18 protein-coding genes are annotated in these 20838 nt (G+C 72.3%); 13 read left to right on the top strand and 5 right to left on the bottom strand.

Annotated features, from left to right (window positions below; translation table 11 throughout):
• Positions 1-22 precede the first annotated feature (22 nt).
• From GH723_RS17720 to GH723_RS17710, 3 genes are all read left to right on the top strand, one after another.
• The gene (locus tag GH723_RS17720; RefSeq protein WP_153760889.1) at positions 23-1366 is read left to right on the top strand and encodes an ammonium transporter; all 1344 of its coding nucleotides are present in this window, start codon (positions 23-25) and stop codon (positions 1364-1366) included.
• A gap of 15 nt (positions 1367-1381) precedes the next feature.
• Positions 1382-1720, top strand: a complete 339-nt coding sequence (locus GH723_RS17715; protein WP_153760888.1) for a P-II family nitrogen regulator — start codon at positions 1382-1384, stop codon at positions 1718-1720.
• Positions 1721-1959: 239 nt separating this feature from the next.
• Positions 1960-3177, top strand: coding sequence for a methyl-accepting chemotaxis protein (locus tag GH723_RS17710; protein ID WP_153760887.1), 1218 nt, complete (start codon positions 1960-1962; stop codon positions 3175-3177).
• Between the two features lie 12 nt (positions 3178-3189).
• Here GH723_RS17710 and GH723_RS17705 read toward each other — a convergent pair whose 3' ends face one another.
• Positions 3190-4695 carry a DEAD/DEAH box helicase gene (locus tag GH723_RS17705; RefSeq protein ID WP_153760886.1) on the bottom strand — a complete coding sequence of 502 codons (1506 nt, stop codon included), beginning with the start codon at positions 4693-4695 and terminating at the stop codon, positions 3190-3192.
• A 182-nt stretch (positions 4696-4877) separates the two neighbouring features.
• On the opposite strand from GH723_RS17705, the gene GH723_RS17700 reads away from it, so the two are divergent.
• Positions 4878-5918, top strand: coding sequence for a molybdopterin-dependent oxidoreductase (locus tag GH723_RS17700; protein ID WP_195210407.1), 1041 nt, complete (start codon positions 4878-4880; stop codon positions 5916-5918).
• Here GH723_RS17700 and GH723_RS17695 read toward each other — a convergent pair.
• On the bottom strand, positions 5848-6327 hold the full coding sequence (locus tag GH723_RS17695) for a MerR family transcriptional regulator (RefSeq protein WP_153760884.1): 480 nt from the start codon (positions 6325-6327) through the stop codon (positions 5848-5850). The genes GH723_RS17700 and GH723_RS17695 overlap by 71 nt on opposite strands.
• Positions 6328-6402: 75 nt before the next feature.
• On the opposite strand from GH723_RS17695, the gene GH723_RS17690 reads away from it, so the two are divergent.
• Together GH723_RS17690 and GH723_RS17685 are read left to right on the top strand one after the other, a co-directional pair.
• Entirely contained in the window at positions 6403-6726 is a 324-nt protein-coding gene (locus GH723_RS17690) for a DUF6204 family protein (RefSeq protein ID WP_153760883.1), read from the top strand.
• A 74-nt stretch (positions 6727-6800) separates the two neighbouring features.
• On the top strand, positions 6801-8594 hold the full coding sequence (locus tag GH723_RS17685; protein WP_153760882.1) for a cation:proton antiporter: 1794 nt from the start codon (positions 6801-6803) through the stop codon (positions 8592-8594).
• 1 nt (position 8595) lies between these two features.
• On the opposite strand, the gene GH723_RS17680 is transcribed toward GH723_RS17685, so the two are convergent.
• Both GH723_RS17680 and GH723_RS17675 read right to left on the bottom strand, forming a co-directional pair.
• Positions 8596-9480 (bottom strand): ABC transporter permease, encoded by an 885-nt coding sequence (locus GH723_RS17680; RefSeq protein WP_153760881.1) that lies wholly within the window; start codon positions 9478-9480, stop codon positions 8596-8598.
• On the bottom strand, positions 9477-10463 hold the full coding sequence (locus tag GH723_RS17675) for an ATP-binding cassette domain-containing protein (protein ID WP_153760880.1): 987 nt from the start codon (positions 10461-10463) through the stop codon (positions 9477-9479). The genes GH723_RS17680 and GH723_RS17675 overlap by 4 nt, the downstream gene beginning before the upstream one ends.
• A gap of 316 nt (positions 10464-10779) precedes the next feature.
• Here GH723_RS17675 and GH723_RS17670 point away from each other — a divergent pair, with 316 nt between their 5' ends.
• Entirely contained in the window at positions 10780-11724 is a 945-nt protein-coding gene (locus tag GH723_RS17670) for a type IV toxin-antitoxin system AbiEi family antitoxin domain-containing protein (RefSeq protein WP_153760879.1), read from the top strand.
• A 79-nt stretch (positions 11725-11803) separates the two neighbouring features.
• Here GH723_RS17670 and GH723_RS17665 read toward each other — a convergent pair whose 3' ends face one another.
• A complete protein-coding gene (locus GH723_RS17665; protein ID WP_153760878.1) occupies positions 11804-12580 on the bottom strand; it encodes a phosphoglyceromutase in 777 nt (258 codons plus the stop codon).
• A 217-nt stretch (positions 12581-12797) separates the two neighbouring features.
• On the opposite strand from GH723_RS17665, the gene dnaK reads away from it, so the two are divergent.
• The 6 genes from dnaK (at position 12798) to GH723_RS18585 (ending at position 20820) form a co-directional block, all read left to right on the top strand.
• Positions 12798-14657 carry a molecular chaperone DnaK gene (gene dnaK / locus GH723_RS17660; RefSeq protein ID WP_153760877.1) on the top strand — a complete coding sequence of 620 codons (1860 nt, stop codon included), beginning with the start codon at positions 12798-12800 and terminating at the stop codon, positions 14655-14657.
• The gene (locus GH723_RS17655; protein WP_153760876.1) at positions 14654-15247 is read left to right on the top strand and encodes a nucleotide exchange factor GrpE; all 594 of its coding nucleotides are present in this window, start codon (positions 14654-14656) and stop codon (positions 15245-15247) included. The genes dnaK and GH723_RS17655 overlap by 4 nt, the downstream gene beginning before the upstream one ends.
• A gap of 6 nt (positions 15248-15253) precedes the next feature.
• A complete protein-coding gene (gene dnaJ, locus GH723_RS17650) occupies positions 15254-16402 on the top strand; it encodes a molecular chaperone DnaJ (protein ID WP_153760875.1) in 1149 nt (382 codons plus the stop codon).
• Between the two features lie 3 nt (positions 16403-16405).
• Positions 16406-16825, top strand: a complete 420-nt coding sequence (locus tag GH723_RS17645; RefSeq protein WP_153760874.1) for a heat shock protein transcriptional repressor HspR — start codon at positions 16406-16408, stop codon at positions 16823-16825.
• Positions 16826-16896: 71 nt separating this feature from the next.
• The gene (locus GH723_RS17640; RefSeq protein WP_153760873.1) at positions 16897-19374 is read left to right on the top strand and encodes an ATP-dependent Clp protease ATP-binding subunit; all 2478 of its coding nucleotides are present in this window, start codon (positions 16897-16899) and stop codon (positions 19372-19374) included.
• A 240-nt stretch (positions 19375-19614) separates the two neighbouring features.
• On the top strand, positions 19615-20820 hold the full coding sequence (locus GH723_RS18585) for a thioester domain-containing protein (protein ID WP_195210406.1): 1206 nt from the start codon (positions 19615-19617) through the stop codon (positions 20818-20820).
• Positions 20821-20838 lie beyond the last annotated feature (18 nt).

Genomic DNA, 20838 nt, shown 5'->3' with positions numbered 1-20838 from the left:
GACGTCGGAGGAGGACACAACGATGCGCAAGAAGGTGCTCACAGGAGCGGGGGTGGTGGGGGCGGCGACGCTGCTGACCGCGACCCCCGCGCTGGCTCAGGACGAGCTCACCGCCGACAGCGTCCAGGTGGCGTTGGACAACGTCTGGATCCTGGTGGCGGCGGTGCTCGTCATCTTCATGCAGGCGGGCTTCGCCCTCGTGGAGGCAGGGCTCACCCGGGCCAAGAACGTCTCCAACATCATGATGAAGAACCTGATGGACTTCTGCGCCGGCGTGCTGGCGTTCGGTGCCGTCGGGTTCGCCTTCGCCTACGGGCCGGGCAACGACTTCATCGGGACCGAGGGCTTCTTCCTCAACCCGAACACCTTCACCGAGGGCTACTTCGGGACCCTGACCCTGTCGACGTCGTTCATCTTCCAGGTGGCGTTCGCGGCGACGGCGGCCACGATCGTGTCCGGAGCGATGGCCGAGCGCACGAAGTTCAAGAGCTACTTCATCTACAGCTTCGTGCTCACGGCGGTCATCTACCCGATCGTCGTCCACTGGACCTGGGGCGGCGGCTGGCTCGCCCAGCGGGCCACGCCGTTCACCGACTTCGCCGGTTCGACGATCGTCCACTCCGTCGGCGGCTGGGCCGCCCTGATGGGTGCGATCATCCTCGGCCCCCGCATCGGCAAGTACGGCGAGGACGGCAAGCCCCGGGCCATCCCGGGCCACTCCATCCCGTTCGCCATCGTCGGCGTGTTCATCCTCACGGTCGGCTGGTTCGGCTTCAACCCCGGGTCGGTGCTCGCCGCTGACCCCGCCGTCGGGGCCGTCGCGGTCACCACCGTGCTCTCGGCTGCGGCCGGTGGCGTCGTCGCCATGATCACCATCTGGCTGGTGTCCGGGAAGCCGGACGTGGCGATGGCCGGCAACGGCGTGCTCGCCGGCCTGGTCGGCATCACCGCCGGCACCGGCGACCTGTCCAACTGGGGTGCCATCATCACCGGTGTCGTCGCCGGCGCCCTCGTGGTCGGCTCGGTGCTCTTCTTCGACCGGGTCCGGGTCGACGATCCCGTCGGCGCCATCTCGGTGCACGGCGTCTGCGGCGCCTGGGGCACCCTGGCCGTCGGCCTCCTCGCCACCGACGGAGGCCTCCTCTACGGCGACGGTGCCGACCTGCTCGTCACCCAGCTCATCGGCGTGGTGGCCGTGTTCGTCTTCGTCACCGTGACCGCCGGTGCGCTCTTCATGGCCATCAAGGCCACCGTGGGCCTCCGTGTGGAGGCCGAGGAGGAGATCGCCGGGCTCGACGTCCTCGAGCACGGAGCGCCCGGCTACGGCCCCGACATCCTCGCCGGCTCGAGCGCCGTCGGGCACTGAGAAGGAGATCGCACGATGCAGCTCATCACCGCCATCATCAAGCCCCACGCCCTCGACGAGGTGAAGGACGCGCTCCGCTCCGCCGGGGTGCAGGGCCTCACCGTGAGCGAGGTCAAGGGCTTCGGCCGCCAGGGCGGCCACACCGAGACCTACCGAGGCGCGGAGTACAAGATCGACTTCGTGCCCAAGGTGAAGATCGAGATCGTGGTCGACGAACCCGACGTCGACGGGGTCGTCACGGCGATCGCCGAGGCCGCCCGCACCGACAAGATCGGTGACGGCAAGATCTGGACCACCTCGGTCGGGTCCATGGTGCGGATCCGCACCGGTGAGATGGGGATCGACGCCATCTAGGCGGTCTCCGCTCCGCTCACCTGCCACCGACCTCGGCGGCACCGGCTCCTCTCGTGGGGGTCGGTGCCGCCGAAGTTCGCGTCCGGCCTCATCCGCGGGGGTGAGCGGCCGAACGAACGGCCGTGACCCTGCTCGCCGAACGGCCGATCTCCCCTGCATCGTCGCCCGGCGACGTCCCGCCCCAGCCGGCGCGGCCGAGTGCCCCACGGCGCGGCCCGGTCCAGACGGTCCTCGACTGGATGCCTCAGGCCCAGCAGCTCGACCCCGACACCTTCGCGGTCAGGCACCGCATCGTGCTCGTCACCGCATGGCTGCAGGTGCCGTTCCTCGTCGCCGTCGCCCTCCTGACCACGGGCCTCGGTCAGGCCGAGCTCGGCACGATCGGCGCCGTCGCCGTCGTGGCGCTCGGGGCGACCGTCACGCAGAGCATCAGGGCTCGGGCGGTGCTCGCCTCGGTGGCGCTGTTCGCGGCGTCGGCGGTGCTCATCTACCTCTCGGGCGGGACGATCGAGGCGCACCTGCACATCTTCGCCATGCTCCCCTTCGTGGCGCTCTACCAGGACTGGCGCCCGCTGGTCGCCTCCGTCGGCTTCGTGGTGGTCCACCACGTCGGCGTCAGCGTCCTCGATCCCGAGGGGGCGTTCAACCACCATGCCGCGCAGCACAAGCCGCTGCTCTGGGCGTTGATCCACGCCGGGGCGGTGCTGGTGACCGTCGTCGGCTTGCTGGCGCTCTGGAAGGTGCTCGAGGACGCGAGCCGGGCGACCGTCGCGGCGCTCGAGCAGGTCGAGGCCGAGCGCCGGCGGCGCCTGGAGGACGCCGAGCGGTTCGGCGCCGAGCTGGCGCGCGAGGCGGCGCGGCTCGTGGACGTGTCCGGTCGGGTCGGCGAGGTGGCCGGCGTCGTCAGGGAGACCCAGGAGGCGTCGTCCCAGCGGGTCGGTGAGCTCTCTCGGCGCGCGGTCGACGCATCGCGCGCCGGCGAGGAGACCCGGGAACGGGTCGGCAGCGGTGTCGCGACGATGGGCGACCTGGAGCAGCGCTCCGGTGAGGTGGAGTCGCTGATCGTCCTGATCTCCGAGATCGCCGAGCGCACCAAGCTGCTGGCGCTCAACGCAACGATCGAGGCCTCCCGTGCCGGTGAGGCGGGGCGCGGCTTCGCCGTCGTCGCCGACGAGGTCCGCAACCTGGCGGCGCAGTCCGCCGACGCGGTCGATCGGATCCGGGAGACGCTGGTCGCGATCCGTCAGGGGACCACGACGACCGCCGAGGTGCTCGATCAGGTCGAGGCCGCCGTCGATGGCATCCAGACCGTCCAGGCCGAGGTCGTCGCGGTCGCCGGCGAGGAGGCCGCGGCCGGCGAGGTCCTGGCCGCCCAGGTCCACGAGCTCACGACGCTGGCCGGCTCGCTGTCGGGCGCGGCGGGCACGATGTCCGAGCTCGCCGCCTCCGGCCGCTAGACCCCTCGGACGTCAGCGGCCGCCGCGACCGCGGCCGCTGGCCGAGCGGCCGTTGCCGCCACCGGAGCGGGCGCCGGCGGGCTTCCGGCCCCGGCCGCCACCACCGCCGGAGCGGTTGCGGCCCTGGCCGTTGCGCGATCCGCCGCCGGCCTGGTTGCGGGAGCGTCCGCCGCCCTGGGGTCGACGGCGACCGCCGGTGGACGGGCCGTCGAGCGCCGGGCCGGGTGCGACCGGCGGCGGGGTGCGCTCCGGACCGATCTGGTCGACCCCGGAGGGGTGCACGCCCACGGGCATGTCGAGCACCTTCTGCATCTTCTTCACGTCGCGCACCTGGTCCCCGGGGACGAGGGACACGACGAGGCCGGTGGCGCCGGCCCGGCCGGTGCGGCCCGAGCGGTGGACGAAGTCCTTGTGGTCGGGCGGCATGTCGTAGTGGACGACACAGGCGACGCCGTCGACGTGGATGCCACGGGCGGCGACGTCGGTCGCGACCAGGGCCTGGACCCGACCGGACGTGAACGCGGCCAGGGCCCGCTCGCGCTGGCCCTGGGACCGGTCGCCGTGGATCGCGGCGGCGGCCACGCCCTCCCGGGTGAGCTGCTTGGCGACGCGGTCGGCGCCCCGCTTGGTGCGCACGAACACGACCGCGGGCCACTCGGCCTTGGTGAGGCGTGCGGTGGTGGCGAGGCGCTGGTCGCGCTCGACGGCCCAGAACTCGTGGCGGTTCTGCGGGCGGTCGTCCTCGACGACGTGCTCGTGGCGCACCGGGTCCTTCTGGTAGCGCCGGATGAGGACGTCGACGTCGCCGTCGAGGGTCGCCGAGAACAGAAGGGTCTGGCGGTCGTCCGGGGTGCGGTCGAGGATGCGCTTCACCTCGGGCAGGAAGCCCATGTCGGCCATGCGGTCGGCCTCGTCGAGGACGACCATGCGGACCTCGGAAAGGTTCATCTCGCCCTGTTGGATGAGGTCGGCGAGCCGGCCGGGGCACGCGACGGCGATGTCGATGCCACGGTGCAGGGCCTTGATCTGCGAGCCGAAGCCCACGCCGCCGAAGAACGTGGCGCTGGTGGCGCCGCCGGGACCGGCGAGGGCGCGGATCTCCTCGTGGACCTGGGTGGCGAGCTCGCGGGTGGGCACGAGGACGAGCCCCCGGGGTCGGCGCGGGCGGGCCTTCCCGAGCCCGGTGACGAGCGGGATGCCGAAGGCGATCGTCTTGCCCGACCCGGTGGGGGCCTTGCCGCAGACGTCGCGGCCGGCGAGGGCGTCGGGGAGGGTGGCGACCTGGATGGGGAACGCCGAGGTGATGCCGCGGTCGGCCAGGTTGCGGACGACGGCGGAGGGGACGCCGAGGTCGGCGAACGTGGTCGATGCAGTGGTGCCGGCCGCGACGGGCGCGTCGGCGAGAGGTGCAGCAGACAGGGTGGTGCTCCGATGTTCGGTGCCCGCAGGGGCGGGCGGGTACGTGCGGGTGCGAAGGTTCCCAGCGGCGATCTCCCCACCGGCACGGAGCCGTCGCATCGCAGGCGAAGGGGGAGGGTGGCCTCGACCGGGTGCTCCCTGCCGTGACCCGCCGGCCTCGAGGGCCGGCGCCGGCGCCCCGACGGGTCGGAGCGACGGGGGCACCCTACAGGTCCTCCCGGCGCGAACCACCCACGAGGGCCCTTGACCTGGAGTCGACTCCACGTCGTACCGTCCCGCGCATGGCGGAACGAGCTCGTGTCGGAACCCTCCCCTGGCGGCAGCTGGGGGCGCGGCAGGTCAACCTGCTGCTCGAGGTGGCGATCGTCACGGCGATCGCCACGGGCCTCACCTCGTGGGCCGTCGGCACGGGGTGGAGCCGGTGGTGGACCTTCGCCCACGCCGTCGCCGGCCTCACGCTCCTCGTGCTCGCCGGCAGCAAGTACCGACGGTCGGTGCGCCCGGGCATGCGGCGCGGACGGCTCAGCCGCTGGTTGTCGGTCGCCTTCGGCGTCGGGGTCCTCGCCGTCGTCGTCCTCGGCCTCCTGCACTCGACGGGGTCGTGGTGGGGCGTCGGCTACTGGAGCGCGCTGTGGACGCACTTCCTGCTCGCCTTCTGCCTCGTGCCCCTGCTCGTCTGGCACGTGACGTCGCGCCCGTCGCGTCCACGCGCCGTCGACCTCGATCGACGGCTGCTCCTCGGCGGCGGCGCTGCGGTGGGCGCCGCCGCCGTCCTCGCCGGCACGGTCGAGGTCGCCGAACGGGCCCTCGGCGTGGCCGGGGCCGATCGCCGCTTCACCGGCTCGCACGAGATCGGCTCGTTCGACCCCGCCCGGATGCCGACCGTGTCGTGGATCGACGACGAGTCGCCCGACGACGTCGACCCCGCCACCTGGCCGCTGGTGATCGCCGGTCGGGACGTCGCCGTCGCCGACCTGGTGGCTGTGGCCCGGCCGGTCGCCGGCCGGCTCGACTGCACCGGTGGGTGGTGGAGCGAGCAGTCCTGGGACGCCGTGCCGCTCTCCGAGCTCATCGATGCTGCCGGCGCGCGGAGCATCCGCGTCCGATCGGTCACCGGCTACGAACGCCTGGTCCCGGCCCGTGACGCGGCGTCCACCTACCTCGCCGTCGGGTACGGCGGCGAGCCCCTCCGGCGAGGGCACGGGGCGCCGGTGCGACTGGTGGCACCGTCACGGCGCGGACCGTGGTGGATCAAGTGGGTCGTCGCGGTGGAGCTGGACGACCGTCCGTGGTGGTTCCAGGTGCCGTTCCCGACGACCTGAGGGCCCGCACCTCCTCGATCACCGGCGCCATGGCGCCGCAACCGCACACCTCCACCGAGGGGCACGTGCACGCGTGGGCCGCCACCATCATCCGGCGGGCCAGCTGGAGCTCGGCGACGTGGCGGTCGATCTCGGCGATGCGCCGCTCGGCGATGTCCTTGGTCGCGGCCCGGCCCGGCGACTCGTCGTCGAGCACCTGGGCGATCTCGTCGAGCGGCAGGCCCGCGACCCGGCAGAAGCGGATGACCATCAGCCGCATGACGATCGTCGGGTCGTACCGGCGCTTGCCGCCCACCCGCTCCGGTGCGGGCAGCAGACCCCGGCGCTCGTAGAAGCGCAGGCTCGTTGTCGGGATGCCGCTCACCGCAGCGAGCTCGCCGATCGTCAACCGCCCACGTCGATCCGCCATGGTCGCGGACCGTAGCCCGGCGGCTGGTCCCGAAACCCGGCCGGCGTGCGGCGCCGCCTCCGGTAGACACCGGGGATGGCACTGCACCTGTACCGCGTCGTCGTGCGCGGCCGGTTCGACGGCCTCGACGACGCAGCCCGAGAGCGTCTCCGGGCGGCGGCACCCGAGCACGACATCTTCCGCTCGGCGTTCACCCGGGACGGCACCCTCACCTACGACCAGCACCTCTACGCCTTCAACGCCCGCTTCGAGATGCGTGCCGACGGCGACCCCGCCGAGAACGAGGCCGAGGTGAGCGCCCGGGCCCTCGAGCGCACCGCCGACCTGCTGGCGGCGCTCGGCGTGCAGGGGTCCCACACCAAGGTGCAGCTGACCGACATGGCATCGATCTGGGGCTGAGCCACCCCTCGCGCCGATGCGGGCCGTCGCCGCCGTAGCCTTTCCGGAACCCCGGAGCGGAGTCGACGGAGCACATGGACGAACCCTCAGCCGCCATCGCCGCCGTCGTCGGCCTCGGCGTCGCCGCCCAGTGGGTCGCGACGCGCCTGCGGATCCCGTCGATCCTCCTGCTGCTCGGCGTCGGCCTGGCCGCCGGGCCGCTGTTCGGCCTCCTCGACCCCGACGAGCTGCTCGGCGACCTCCTCTTCCCCGTCGTCTCGATGGGCGTCGGGCTCCTCCTCTTCGAGGGCGGCATCGGCCTGCACCGCTCCGAGCTCGGGTCGTGGCGCGGCGTGCTCTTCCGGTTGCTCAGCGTCGGGGTCGTGATCACCGGCATCATCGCTGCGGTCGCCGCCCACACGGTCGGCGGGCTCCCGTGGGGGGCGTCGATCGTCTTCGGGGCGATCATGACCGTCACCGGCCCGACGGTCATCATCCCCCTTCTCCGCCAGCAGCGGCTCCGGCCCCGCGTCGCCCGCGTGCTGCGCTGGGAGGGCATCTGGATCGACGCCGTCGGCGCCACGCTGGCCATCGTCGCGCTCGAGGTCGTCGTGGTCGCCGGGGACGGCGCCGTCGAGATCACCCAGGCTGTGCTCACCACCGCCGTCGTCGGCAGCGGGCTCGGCCTGCTCGCCGGCATCGGCCTGGCCTGGTTCCTCGGGCACCGCATGGTCTCGGATCACATGCAGAACGCCGTGATCATCGCCGTGGCCCTCGCGGTGTTCGCGCTCGCCAACCACTTCCGCGAGGAGGCTGGGCTCTTCGCCACCACCGTGCTCGGCATCACGCTCGCCAACCAGCGCCGAGCGCCGGTGCGCCACGTGATCGAGTTCCAGGAGAGCCTCGGCGTCCTGCTGATCGGCGGCATCTTCGTGGTCCTCGGGGCTCGGGTCGAGGCGGCCGACCTCCAGGACAACCTGCTCCCTGGGCTGGGGGTGCTGGCGGTGCTCGTCATCCTCGCCCGGCCGCTGGCCGTCGCCGCGTCGACGTGGCGGTCCCGCCTGTCCCGCAACGAACGGCTCTACCTCGCCGGTTTGGCGCCGCGCGGCATCGTCGCCGCCTCGGTGTCGGCGCTGTTCGGCCTCAAGCTCGAGGAGGCGGGCATCGCCGGCGGCACCGACCTGTCGGCGCTCACGTTCGTCGTCGTCGCCGGGTCGGTCGTCGTCTACGGGCTCGGTGCCGGTCCGCTGTCCCGCCGCCTCCGCGTCAACGTCCCCGAGCCGACGGGCGTGGCGCTCATCGGCGCGCCCCCGTGGGTGGTCCAGCTGGGCCGTTGCCTCCAGCAGGCGGACGTCGGCGTCCTCGTCATCTCGACCGACGAGGAGGAGATCGCCGACGCCCAGCGGGCCGACCTCCTCGTCTACAACGGCCGCCTGGCCCACAAGGACCTGGAGGAGACCGTCGAGGCCCTCGGCATCAAGCTGGCGCTGGCGGTCTCGGAGCGGGAGGAGCTCAACGAGTTCGGCAGCGAGCGGTTCAACCACCTGCTCGGCCGGGCCAACGTCTACGGCATGCCCCGCAGCTCGGAGGAGCGCTCCGAGAGCCACGGCGGTGCTGGCGGCCACGACCGGCGCGAGCTCGGTCAGGGCCTGGTGGGCAACGACCTGAAGGCCCTCGTCGCGTCGGGCGTCACGGTGGAGATGGTCCGGCGCGAGGACTTCGATCCCGACCGGGGCACCTTCTTCCCGCTGCTCAGCGCCAAGAACGGCCGGCCGACCGTCGTCAGCGGATCGGTCGACGAGTCGGCGGTGTGGGTGATCGGCCTGCGGGTCCCGACCCCGGACGTGGTGGTGCCGGAGCCGGGACCCGACGAGAGCCTGGCCGAGTGACCTACTTCTCGAGCGACTTCGAGTAGGCCCGCACGGCGATCGGGGCGCAGACCACGACGATGCCGATGATCCACAGCCAGGTGTAGAGGAACGGGTTCTCCACCGACCAGTAGCTGCCGGACACCTCGAGGTTCGGGTTGCCGAACCCCTGGCGGAGGGCGTCGGCCAGCGTCGTGATCGGGTTCCACGCCGCCACCGCCTTCAGCGGGCCGGGCATCGGGTCGATCGGCACGAAGGTGCTGGCGATGAACGTCATCGGGAACAGGGCCACGAAGCCGACGCCCATCACGCCCTCCGGCGTGGGGACGACGCTGCCGAGCAGCACGCCGATCCAGACCATGGCGAAGGCGAAGGCCACCATCAGCACGTAGGCGTTGAGGGCGTCGAGGACGCCGCTCTGGATGCGCCAGCCGACGAGCAGGCCGACCACCGACATGATCGCGATGGGCAGCAGCGCCTTCAGGATGTTCGCCACCGCATGGCCACCGAGGACGGCGCCTGTGCTGACCGGCAGCGATCGGAAGCGGTCGACGAGCTGGTTCTTGCGGTCGTTCGCCAGGCTCATCGCCACGCCGAAGGCCGTGAACACGATCGTCTGGGCGAAGATGCCGCCCATCAGGAACTCGCGGTAGTTGCCCTCGCCGACGTCGCCGATCGCCCCGCCGAAGACGTAGGCGAACAGCAGGACGAACATGATCGGCTGCACCGTGGCGTCCGACAGCTGCTCGGGCTGGCGCTTCATGTGGACGAGGCCACGGCGGGCGATGACCCACGCGTCGTGGAGCGGGCCCTTCGGCGGGTGCAGGGCGGCCTCGCGGTCGGTGGCGAGGAGGCCGTCGATGTCGGTGGAGATGGCGTCGGCGGACGTGGAGGTGGAGATGGTCACGAGAGGACCTCCTGGGGGGCGTCGGTGACCTCGTCGTCGGGGTCGATGGGCATGCCCGTGAGGGTGAGGAAGACCTCGTCGAGCGTGGGCTGGTGGACGCCGAGGTCGTCGACGTCGATGCCCGCCTCGGCGAGCGCGCTGGCGGCGACGGCGAGGGACCGGGTGCCGTCCTGGGTGGCCGCGGTGGCCCGGCGGGCGCCCGAGTCGACCGACGGGTCGCTGCCGGCGGCGCGGGCGAGGATCGCGACGGCCTCGTCGAGGCGGGAGGCGTCGCTCACCACCAGGCCGATGCTGTCGCCGCCGACCTGGCGCTTCAGGCTGCGGGCGTCGCCCTGGGCGATGATCGCCCCGTGGTCGACGACGAGGATGTCGCGGGCCAGCCGGTCGGCCTCCTCCAGGTACTGGGTGGTGAGGAGGATGGTGGTGCCGTCGTCGACCAGCCGCTCGAGGACCTCCCACAGGTCGTTGCGGGCCCGGGGGTCGAGGCCGGTGGTGGGCTCGTCGAGGAACAGCACCTGCGGGTGGGCGACCAGCGTGGCGGCGAGGTCGAGCCGGCGGCGCATGCCGCCGGAGTAGCCGGAGGCGACGCGGTCGGCGGCGTCCTCCAGGCTGAACTGGCGGAGCAGCTGGGTGGCGCGGGCCTTGGCCTCGCGGCGGGGCAGCTGGTGGAGCTCCCCGACGAGGACGAGGTTCTCCCGGCCGGTGAGGATCGGATCGATCGTGGCGTCCTGGGCGGTGAGGCCGATGCGCCGACGGACCTCGTGCGCGTGGGTGCGCACGTCGAAGCCGGCGACGACGGCTCGGCCCTCGTCGGCCTCGGTGAGCGTGGTGAGGATGCGGACCGTGGTGGTCTTGCCGGCCCCGTTGGGACCGAGGATGGCGGTGATGGTGCCGGTGGGGACGGTGACGTCGACCCCGCCGAGCGCGGTGGTGGATCCGTAGCGCTTGACGAGGCCGTGCGCGTCGACGGCGTGGGAGGTCATGGGGTTCGCCTCGTGGGTCGGGGGATTGCGGACGGTACCGGCGGATCCGGGTCGCCGCCGGTGCTTTTCGGTGATGGTCGACCCTCGAGTGCCTTCGAGGTCAATGGTGTCGTCGGCCACACCGGTGGACGAGCCGCTGGTCGCGAACTCATCGCTCGGAGAGCGTCGCGCCCGACGGTGACAGATCCCGTCCGCAATTATTGAGGGCCTTGTGAGTCCGGTCGGAATCGCGCGGATCTGTGTCGTCTGGTGACACCGATCCGCGCAGTCCGGCCAGGGCCTTCTCGCTCGTGGCCCATATCGGTACTTTTCATGCATGTTCGATCGGGTGGCCATGGTGGTGCAGCTGGCAGCGGAGCACCACGGGCTCGTGCGGGCCGACCTCCTCGCCCCGCACGGGATCGATCGACAGGTGCTGTCGCGGCTGACCCGGGCCGGCGTCCTCGAACCGATCGGCGGACCGGGGATCCGCCGGCTCGCGGGCGGAGTGCCGACGCCGCACCAGCGGCTGCTCGCCGGCGTGTGGGCAGCGGGTCCGGGTGCGGTTGCGTCGCATCGTGGTGCGGCGTGGCTGTGGTCGTTGGACGGGATCACGAGGCCGGTGGTCGAGGTCAGCGTCCCGCGGTCGGGCGGGCGGCGGCCCCGGGGCGTCCTCCTCCACCACAGCACCGACCTGTCGCCGGCGATGATCACGTCCGTCGACGGGATCGCGGTCACCGAGCCCACCCGTACGCTGATCGATCTGGCCGGCTCGGTGCCGGCATCCGTCCTCGAGGAGGCGTTCGACTCCGGCTTGCGACAGGGCCTGACCACGGTCCCCCGGTCCGAGAGGATGTTGGACCGGCTCGCCCGACCCGGGCGCAACGGCGTCGGCCCGTTCCGCCAGCTCCTCGACCAACGCGACGCGGTCGACGGCGTGACCGACAGTCGGTTCGAGGTCCGACTGGTTCGGGTCCTGCGCCGGGGCGGGCTGCCCGAGCCCTCGCGTCAGATCGTCCTCCACGACCGCTGGGGGCGGATCGGCGCGTTCGACTTGGGCTACCCGGAGGCCCGGGTGGTGGTGGAGGCGGACAGCGTGCGCCACCACATGTCCCGAGCGCAGTTCGAGCGGGACCGGGAGCGGCGCACCCGGGCCGAGGCGATCGGCTGGAAGGTCCCGACCTACACGTGGCGCCAGGTCACGACCCGCCCCGCGTGGGTGGTGCGGACGGTGGAGGCGCTGCTCGACGCGTCGGGATGGAACTGGCGGTCCGCCGCCTGACCAGATCGCGCGGGTTCGTGGCGCACTGTGACACGGATCCGCGCGATTGCCGGAAGAGGCGGAGGTGGAGGGGCCGGGGTCAGCCGGTCTGGGTCTGGGCGGCGACCGCCGCGGCCGCGGCCATGGCCGCCTCCACGTCGCCGACGTAGCGCTGCGGGAAGTCGTCGACCGGCACGGCCCGCATGTGCTCGTCGAGGTCGTAGCGCACGGGGATGCCGGTGGGGATGTTCAGCTCGGCGATGTCCTCGTCGGAGATGCCGTCGAGGTGCTTGACGAGCGCCCGCAGCGAGTTGCCGTGGGCGGCGACGAGCACCGTCTCGCCGGCCTGGAGGTCGGGGACGATGGCGTCGTACCACCACGGCAGCATCCGGACGACGACGTCCTTCAGGCACTCCGAGGCGGGGAGGAGGTCCGGCGGGAGGTGGGCGTAGCGCGGGTCGTGCCGGGGGTGGCGCTCGTCGTCGAGCTCCAGGGCCGGTGGCGGGGTGTCGTAGCTGCGGCGCCAGATGTGGACCTGCTCGGGCCCGTACTTCTCGACGGTCTCCTTCTTGTCGAGGCCGGTGAGCGCGCCGTAGTGCCGCTCGTTGAGCCGCCAGCTGCGGCGCACCGGGATCCAGATCCGGTCCATCACCTCGAGGGTGATGTTGGCGGTGCGGATCGCCCGCTTCTGGAGCGAGGTGTGGACCACGTCGGGCAGGAGGTCGGCCTCGAGGAGGGCCTCGCCCCCGGCGCGGGCCTCCTGCTCGCCGAGCTCGGTGAGGTCGACGTCGTGCCAGCCGGTGAAGAGGTTGAGGGCGTTCCACTGGCTCTGGCCGTGGCGGAGGAGGACGAGGGTCCCGGGCGCGGCGGAGGTCATGTGCCGAGCCTAGTGAGCGGGCTCGATCGGGCGCGGACCGGGGTCTCGCGAGAGGTTGTCAACACCATGCTCAACTTTTATCGTGGTCGGTGTCGCAAGGACGGTGCGGCCTGGTCCCGAGGCCCGTAGCCTCCACCGGGTCGGCTCGTCCGAGCCCCAGTCCCCCTCATCCACACCGGGCTCCCGCGGAGCCCACGTCCCCCAAGGGAGCGTCCCCATGCCCAAGGCCGTCGGCATCGACCTCGGCACCACCAACTCGGTCGTCAGCGTCCTCGAGGCCGGCGACCCCGTCGTCATCCCCAACTCCGAGGGCAGCCGCACGACGCCCTCGGTCGTCGCCTTCTCGAAGGGCGGCGAGGTCATGGTCGGCGAGGTCGCCAAGCGCCAGGCGATCACCAACCCCGACCGCACGATCCGGTCCGTGAAGCGCCACATGGGCACCGGCTGGACGATCGACATCGACGGCAAGGGCTACACGGCGCAGGAGATCTCGGCCCGCACGCTGCAGAAGCTCAAGCGCGACGCCGAGGCGTACCTGGGGGACACCGTCACCCAGGCGGTCATCACCGTCCCCGCGTACTTCGACGACGCCCAGCGCACCGCCACCAAGGAGGCGGGACAGATCGCCGGCCTCGAGGTGCTGCGCATCATCAACGAGCCCACCGCGGCCGCGCTCGCCTACGGCCTCGACAAGGAGGGGTCGGACCAGACGATCCTCGTGTTCGACCTCGGCGGCGGCACCTTCGACGTGTCGGTCCTCGAGATCGGCGACGGCGTGTTCGAGGTGAAGTCGACCCACGGCGACACCAAGCTCGGCGGCGACGACTGGGACGAGCGCGTCATCGACTGGCTGACGACCTCGTTCAAGAACGACCACGGGGTCGACCTCTCCAACGACGCCATGGCCCTCCAGCGCCTGAAGGAGGCCGCGGAGAAGGCCAAGATCGAGCTGTCGCAGGTCCAGCAGACCCAGATCAACCTGCCGTTCATCACCGCCACCGACGCCGGCCCGCTGCACCTCGACTACCAGTTGACCCGGGCCAAGTTCCAGGAGCTCACCGCCGACCTCCTCGAGCGCTGCAAGAGCCCGTTCGAGCAGGCCCTGAAGGACGCAGGCCTGGAGAAGGGCCAGCTCGACCACGTGATCCTCGTCGGCGGCTCCACCCGCATGCCCGCCGTCGCCGACCTCGTGCGCGAGCTCACCGGCAAGGAGGCCAACAAGTCGGTCAACCCCGACGAGGTGGTCGCCATCGGCGCCGCCGTCCAGGCCGGCGTGCTGAAGGGCGACGTCAAGGACGTCCTCCTCCTCGACGTCACCCCGCTGTCGCTCGGCATCGAGACCAAGGGCGGCGTGATGACCAAGCTCATCGAGCGCAACACCACGATCCCCACCCGCCGCACCGAGGTCTTCACCACCGCCGAGGACATGCAGCCGTCGGTCGAGATCCACGTGCTGCAGGGTGAGCGCGAGATGGCGCAGTTCAACAAGACGCTCGGCAAGTTCCAGCTGGTCGACCTGCCGCCGGCGCCCCGTGGCGTGCCCCAGATCGAGGTCACGTTCGACATCGACGCCAACGGCATCGTCCACGTGTCGGCCAAGGATCGGGCGACCAACAAGGAGCAGTCGATGACCATCACGGGTCAGTCGTCGCTCGACAAGGACTCCATCGACCAGATGGTGAAGGACGCCGAGGCCCACGCCGAGGAGGACCGCCGCCGTCGCGAGGAGGCCGAGGTCCGCAACAACGCCGACTCGCTCGTGTACCAGACCGAGAAGGTGCTCCGCGAGCAGGGCGAGAAGTTCGAGGGTGACGAGAAGGCCACCGTCGAGTCCCGCCTGAGCGAGCTGAAGGAGGCCCTCGCCGGCTCCGACCTCGAGGCGATCAAGTCCGCCACCGAGGCGCTCATGACCGCGAGCCAGAGCTTCACCCAGCGCCTGTACGAGCAGGCCGCGGCCGAGCAGTCCCAGGCCGCGGGCGGCGAGGCCGGCGGTGGGGCCGGCGCCCCCGACGACGACGAGGTGGTCGACGCCGAGATCGTCGACGCCGAGATCGTCGACGACGAGGACAAGTCGTGACCGAGCCCCTCCCCGGCCCCGACCAGGAGCCCACGGTCCCGCCCGCCGAGGGTGCCGACGGCGCGCCGGCGCCGGCACCCGGCGGCGCGCCCACGCCGGCGGCCGACCGCCCCGACGTGGACGCCATGGCCCCCGACGACCTCGAGTCGCTCGCCACCGACACCCTCGACCGCCTCGACGCGGTCACCGCCGAGCGCGACGACTACCTCGACCGGTTGCGCCACCTCCAGGCCGACTTCGAGAACTTCAAGAAGCGCTCGACGCGCGACCACCATGCCGCGGCGGAGCGCGCCACCGGGCGCCTCGCCGAGTCGCTCCTGCCGGTGCTCGACGCCTGCGACGCCGCGCTGCTGCACGGCGCCGACGGGGTCGAGCCCGTCTTCGCCGCCCTGCTCGGCGTGCTCGAGAAGGAGGGGCTGGAGCGCATCGACCCCCTCGACCGCGCCTTCGACCCCGAGTACCACGAGGCCGTGATGCACGAGCACGGCGAGGGCGATGCGGAGGGGCCGGTCGTCGTCGACGTCCTCCGCCCCGGCTACGCCTGGAAGGGCAAGGTCATCCGCGCCGCCATGGTGAAGGTGCGAGGCTGATCCGCGATGGCGCCCCAGCGGGAGTGGTTCGAGAAGGACTACTACGCGACCCTCGGCGTCACCGAGTCGGCGTCGGCCAAGGAGATCACCTCGGCGTACCGGAAGCTGGCCCGGGAGCTCCACCCCGACGCCAACCCCGGCGACGCTGCGGCCGAGGAGCGCTTCAAGGAGGTCTCGGCGGCCTACGACGTCGTCGGTGACCCCGAGAAGCGCAAGGAGTACGACGAGGTCCGCCGCCTCGGCCCGATGGCCGGTGGGTTCGGCGCGCCCGGCGGCGCCGGCGGGTTCGGCGGTCCGACCGGCGGCTTCAACTTCTCCACCGAGGACCTCGGCGACCTGCTCGGCGGGCTGTTCAACCGCGGGCGCGGCGGTGGGGGCGGTGCCACCCGCACGCGCGGGGCCGGTCCCCAGCGCGGGCGCGACCTCGAGGCCGAGCTGCACCTCCGGTTCGAGGACGCCGTCCGGGGCGTCACCACGTCGGTCAACCTCACGTCCGACGCCACCTGCTCCACCTGCCACGGGTCGGGTGCCCGGCCCGGCACGTCGCCCACCGTCTGCTCGCGCTGCGGCGGGCGGGGCGCCCTCGAGGACAACCAGGGATTCTTCTCCTTCAGCCAGCCGTGCCCGGCGTGCGGGGGGCGGGGCCAGGTCGTCGAGGACCCGTGCCCGACCTGCGCCGGCACCGGCGTCGAGCGCCGTCCGCGCACCGTGAAGGTCCGGATCCCCGCGGGCGTCGACGACGGCCAGCGCATCCGCCTGAAGGGACGGGGCGACGCCGGTCGCAACGGCGGTCCGGCCGGCGACCTCTTCGTCGTCGTCTCGGTGGCGGCGCACGACGTCTTCGGCCGCAGCGGCCGCCACCTCACCCTCACCGTGCCCGTCACCTACCCGGAGGCGGTGCTGGGGGCCGACATCCGCGTCCCCACCCTCGACGGCGAGCCCGTGACCCTGCGTGTCCCGGCCGGCACCCGGTCGGGCCGCACCTTCCGCGTGAAGGGGCGGGGCGTCCAGCCGGCGAAGGGTCCGTCGGGCGACCTGCTCGTCACCGTCGAGGTCGCGGTCCCGTCGCAGCTGTCCGATGCCGAGCGTGCCGCGGTCGAGGCGCTCGCCGCCGCCGAGTCGAGCACCTCGCCGCGAGCCCACCTGGGGGTGTGATCCATGGCCACCGACCGACGACCTGACGGCGCCCCGACCCGCTCGCGCGCCGTCTACGTGATCTCCGTCGCCGCCGAGCTGGCCGGCGTGCACCCGCAGACCCTGCGCATCTACGAGCGCAAGGGCCTCGTCGAGCCGGCCCGCACGGGTGGCGGCAGCCGCCGCTACAGCGAGGACGACGTCGAGCAGCTCCGCCGCATCCAGGAGCTCACGAACGAGGGCCTCAACCTCGCAGGGGTGAAGCGGGTCCTCGAGATGGAGGACGAGCTCGACCGCCTGCGCCGCGAGCTCGTCGAGGTGCGCCGCCGAGCCGAGGACGCGGTGGCCGAGGCCCACCGCCACCACCGGCGGGAGCTCGTGCCGGTGCAGCAGTCGGTCGTGCTCTACGAGGGGTCGCTGCGGGGTCGACGCCCGGGCCGCTGACCTGGGACGATGTCCGAAAGTTGATATGGGCGTTGTGAGGTTTTCTCACAACCTGTGGATAAGGTGGTCGCATGCCGCTCGATCCGAACCGCTGGACGCTGAAGACCCAGGAGGCCGTGAACGCCGCCATCGCCGCGGCCAGGTCCGCCTCCAACCCCGAGGTCACCGCCGACCACCTCCTGGTGGCGCTGCTCGGCCAGGAGGAGGGCGTCGTCCTGCCGATCCTCCAGAAGGTCGGTGCCACGCCGCTGTCGCTCCGCAACGCAGCCACCGACCGCCTGGCCAAGCTGCCCAAGGCCTACGGCGGCGACGCCCGCATCTCCCGCGACCTCAACGACGTGCTGGAGCGGGCCGACGCCGCGCGCGTCGAGCTCGGTGACGAGTACATCTCCACCGAGCACCTCCTGCTCGCCCTCGCCGACCACCTCGAGCTCGACCGCGAGCAGCTCCTCGGCGCCCTGCGCGACGTGCGGGGCAGCCACCGGGTCACGAGCCAGACGCCCGAGGACCAGTTCCAGGCGCTCGAGAAGTACGGGCGGGACCTCACCGAGCTGGCGCGCCAGGGCAAGCTCGACCCGGTCATCGGCCGCGACGAGGAGATCCGCCGCACCATCCAGGTGCTGTCGCGCCGCACGAAGAACAACCCCGTGCTCATCGGCGAGCCGGGCGTCGGCAAGACCGCCATCGTCGAGGGCCTCGCCGGGCGCATCGTCGAGGGCGACGTCCCCGAGAGCCTGAAGAACAAGCGCCTGGTCTCCCTCGACCTGTCGAGCATGGTCGCCGGCGCCAAGTACCGCGGCGAGTTCGAGGAGCGCCTGAAGGCGGTCCTGAAGGAGATCACCGATGCCGAGGGCGAGGTCGTCACCTTCATCGACGAGCTCCACACCATCGTCGGCGCCGGCGCGGCCGAGGGCGCCATGGACGCCGGCAACATGATCAAGCCGATGCTCGCCCGCGGCGAGCTGCGCATGATCGGCGCCACCACCCTCGACGAGTTCCGCAAGCACATCGAGAAGGACCCGGCGCTCGAGCGCCGCTTCCAGCAGGTGTTCGTCGGCGAGCCCTCGGTCGAGGACACCATCGCCATCCTGCGGGGGCTGAAGGAGCGCTACGAGGTCCACCACGGCGTGCGCATCCAGGACGCCGCGCTCGTCGCCGCCGGCGTCCTCTCCGACCGCTACCTCACCGGGCGGTTCCTCCCCGACAAGGCCATCGACCTCGTCGACGAGGCCGCGTCGAAGCTCCGCATCGAGATCGACTCGATGCCGACGGAGATCGACGTCGTCGAGCGGCGCATCCGCCAGCTCGAGATCGAGCGCGTCGCGCTGGCCAAGGAGACCGACGACGCCTCGGCCGAGCGGCTCGCGTCGCTCGACGCCGAGCTCGCCGACCTGCGCGAGCAGCGCACCGGCATGGCCGCCCACTGGCAGGCCGAGAAGGACGCCATCGCTCGCATCCGCGACCTCAAGGAGCAGCTGGAGCAGAAGCGCACCGAGGTGGAGCGCGAGACCGACCTCGAAAAGGCGGCCGAGATCCGCTACGGCCAGCTGCCCGCGCTGGAGAAGTCGGTCGAGGAGGCCACCCAGGCCCTCGCCGACCTCCAGGCCGAGCAGAAGATGCTGAAGGAGGAGGTCGACGAGGAGGACATCGCCGAGGTCGTGTCGAAGTGGACCGGCGTCCCCGTCTCGCGCCTGATGGAAGGCGAGATGGCCAAGCTCGTCCGGCTCGAGGACGTCCTCCACCAACGCGTCGTCGGCCAGGACGACGCCGTCACCGTCGTCGCCAACGCCATCCGGCGCAGCCGTGCCGGCCTCTCGGATCCGGATCGCCCGATCGGCTCGTTCCTCTTCCTCGGGCCCACCGGCGTCGGCAAGACCGAGCTCGCCCGCAGCCTCGCCGACTTCCTCTTCGACGACGAGCGGGCGATGGTCCGCATCGACATGTCCGAGTACATGGAGAAGCACTCGGTCAGCCGCCTGATCGGAGCCCCTCCCGGCTACGTCGGCTACGACGAGGGCGGCCAGCTCACCGAGATCGTGCGGCGGCGCCCCTACGCGGTCGTGCTCCTCGACGAGATCGAGAAGGCGCACCCCGACGTGTTCAACGTGCTGCTCCAGCTCCTCGACGACGGCCGGCTCACCGACGGACAGGGCCGCACCGTCGACTTCACGAACACCGTGCTCATCATGACGTCGAACCTCCCCGGCGACCCGCGCGAGTTCTTCAAGCCGGAGTTCATCAACCGGGTGGACGACATCGTGCGGTTCCGTGCCCTCACCGAGGACGACCTCACCCAGATCGTCGAGATCCAGCTCGAGCGGCTCCGCCGCCGCCTCGCCGAGCGTCGCATCACCCTCGACGTGACGCCCGCGGCCGCCGCGCTCCTCTCCCACGAGGGGTTCGACCCCGCCTTCGGCGCCCGGCCCCTCAAGCGGGTGATCCAGCGGGAGCTCGGCGACCGGCTCGCGCTCGCCCTCCTCGACGGCAAGGTGAGCGACGGCGACACCGTGCGGGTCGACGCGGTCGACGGCGAGATCGCCATCGTCTGACCGGCCGCCCGGTCGCGGATGATCCGTCCGGACCAGGCGCCGAAGGTCCTCGGACCCTGCCCCTGTGGCCCGGTCGGCGGGACGATGTGGATGGCTCCGGGGGATGGCTCCGGGGCCAGGGAGGCACCGACGCCCCGGGTACGACCTGGTCGCCTGGATCCGGGGTCGAGCCAGTGGCGAAACCGGCCCTGCTGATCAGTGCGGGCGCAGCGGCGCCCGCCGGACCGCGAGGTGGGTGCCATGACACGCCAGACGCGCCGCGAGCCCGGGGCCGGGCCGCGGCGTTCGTACGTCGTCCTCGCCGCGATCGCCCTGGCGGCCGCGGTGCTCTCGATCGGGACGCCGGCGGCGGAGGCGGCGAGCTCGGGCGACCTGGTCGGGACGGGCCGGGGCGCTCAGATCGAGGGGACGGTCGACGGCGGACCCGTCCTCGGCTACTGGGCGGGCGAGATGCGGCTGCGCATCGACGGCGGCACCGAGGTGACGGCGTGGTGCATCGACCTGCACACCTCGATCGACGTGGTGTCCGGGAGCGACCTCGAGGAGGTCGACTGGGTGACCTCCGGCATCCGCGACCTCGACCGCGTGTCGTTCGTCCTCCACACCTACGACGCCGACGACGCCACGCTGCCCGGTTCGCCCGACGAGCGGGCCGCGGGCATCCAGGCCGCGATCTGGCACCTCACCGATGGCTTCGAGCTGGCGAGCGCCTCGTCCGTCCCGGCGGTGGTCGCCGTCTACGAGCAGGTGCTGGGGTCGATCCCGTTGGAGGGTCTGCCCGTGGAGCCGCCGCCGAGCCTCGCGCTCACGCCGTCGTCGGCCACCGTCCTCCGGGGTGAGGTCGCCGGGCCCTTCACGGTGGCCACGACCGCCGGCGGCGTCGCGGTGGACGCCGGCGGCGCCGACCTCCTCGACTGGGACACCGGCGCCCCTCTCGGGGCGGTCGTCGACGGGTCCCGCCTCGGCATCCGCTCCGAGGTCGAGGGGCGCGTGACCCTGACCGCCACGGCGAGCGCCGTCGTGCACGCCGGACGGGCGTTCGCCAAGCTCGACGAGACCGGACGTCCGGTCGTGCAGCGGCTGATCCTGGCGACCGAGTCGGTCGCCGAGGCCCGGGCGACGGCGTGGGTCGACGTCGCGGTCCCCGAGACGACCACCACGACGGTGCCGGAGAGCACCACGACGACGACGGTGCCCGAGACCACCACCACGACGACGGTGCCGGCGACGACCACGACCACGGTGCCGGCGACGACCACGACCACGGTGCCCGAGACGACCACGACGACGGTGCCCACGGAGGTGCTCGGCATCACCGTCGACCGCGGCGAGCTGCCCCGCACCGGCGCCGGCACGACGACGCCCCTCGCGGTGGTCGGACTGACTGCGGTGCTCGCCGGGGTGGCCCTCATCGCCGGGACTCGGCGGTGGCCGACGACACGATGAGCGCGAGGTGGGAGACTG

It is taken from the genome of Actinomarinicola tropica (assembly GCF_009650215.1).
In the GTDB taxonomy this organism is placed as follows: Bacteria; Actinomycetota; Acidimicrobiia; order Acidimicrobiales; family SKKL01; genus Actinomarinicola; species Actinomarinicola tropica.
Note: the sequence above shows the minus strand (reverse complement) of the source record. Positions and strands in the feature narration are given on the sequence as shown.

Bases quoted from the DNA above. Each gene is read 5' to 3' on its own strand.
- GH723_RS17640 (WP_153760873.1), top strand. From the start codon at position 16,897: ATGCCGCTCGATCCGAACCGCTGGACGCTGAAGACCCAGGAGGCCGTG.
- GH723_RS17710 (WP_153760887.1), top strand. From the start codon at position 1,960: ATGCCTCAGGCCCAGCAGCTCGACCCCGACACCTTCGCGGTCAGGCAC.
- GH723_RS17685 (WP_153760882.1), top strand. From the start codon at position 6,801: ATGGACGAACCCTCAGCCGCCATCGCCGCCGTCGTCGGCCTCGGCGTC.
- GH723_RS17670 (WP_153760879.1), top strand. From the start codon at position 10,780: ATGTTCGATCGGGTGGCCATGGTGGTGCAGCTGGCAGCGGAGCACCAC.
- dnaJ (WP_153760875.1), top strand. From the start codon at position 15,254: ATGGCGCCCCAGCGGGAGTGGTTCGAGAAGGACTACTACGCGACCCTC.
- GH723_RS17715 (WP_153760888.1), top strand. From the start codon at position 1,382: ATGCAGCTCATCACCGCCATCATCAAGCCCCACGCCCTCGACGAGGTG.
- GH723_RS17675 (WP_153760880.1), bottom strand. From the start codon at position 10,463: ATGACCTCCCACGCCGTCGACGCGCACGGCCTCGTCAAGCGCTACGGA.
- GH723_RS17705 (WP_153760886.1), bottom strand. From the start codon at position 4,695: ATGCGACGGCTCCGTGCCGGTGGGGAGATCGCCGCTGGGAACCTTCGC.
- GH723_RS17690 (WP_153760883.1), top strand. From the start codon at position 6,403: ATGGCACTGCACCTGTACCGCGTCGTCGTGCGCGGCCGGTTCGACGGC.
- GH723_RS17695 (WP_153760884.1), bottom strand. From the start codon at position 6,327: ATGGCGGATCGACGTGGGCGGTTGACGATCGGCGAGCTCGCTGCGGTG.
- GH723_RS17665 (WP_153760878.1), bottom strand. From the start codon at position 12,580: ATGACCTCCGCCGCGCCCGGGACCCTCGTCCTCCTCCGCCACGGCCAG.
- GH723_RS17720 (WP_153760889.1), top strand. From the start codon at position 23: ATGCGCAAGAAGGTGCTCACAGGAGCGGGGGTGGTGGGGGCGGCGACG.
- GH723_RS17645 (WP_153760874.1), top strand. From the start codon at position 16,406: ATGGCCACCGACCGACGACCTGACGGCGCCCCGACCCGCTCGCGCGCC.
- GH723_RS18585 (WP_195210406.1), top strand. From the start codon at position 19,615: ATGACACGCCAGACGCGCCGCGAGCCCGGGGCCGGGCCGCGGCGTTCG.
- GH723_RS17700 (WP_195210407.1), top strand. From the start codon at position 4,878: ATGGCGGAACGAGCTCGTGTCGGAACCCTCCCCTGGCGGCAGCTGGGG.
- dnaK (WP_153760877.1), top strand. From the start codon at position 12,798: ATGCCCAAGGCCGTCGGCATCGACCTCGGCACCACCAACTCGGTCGTC.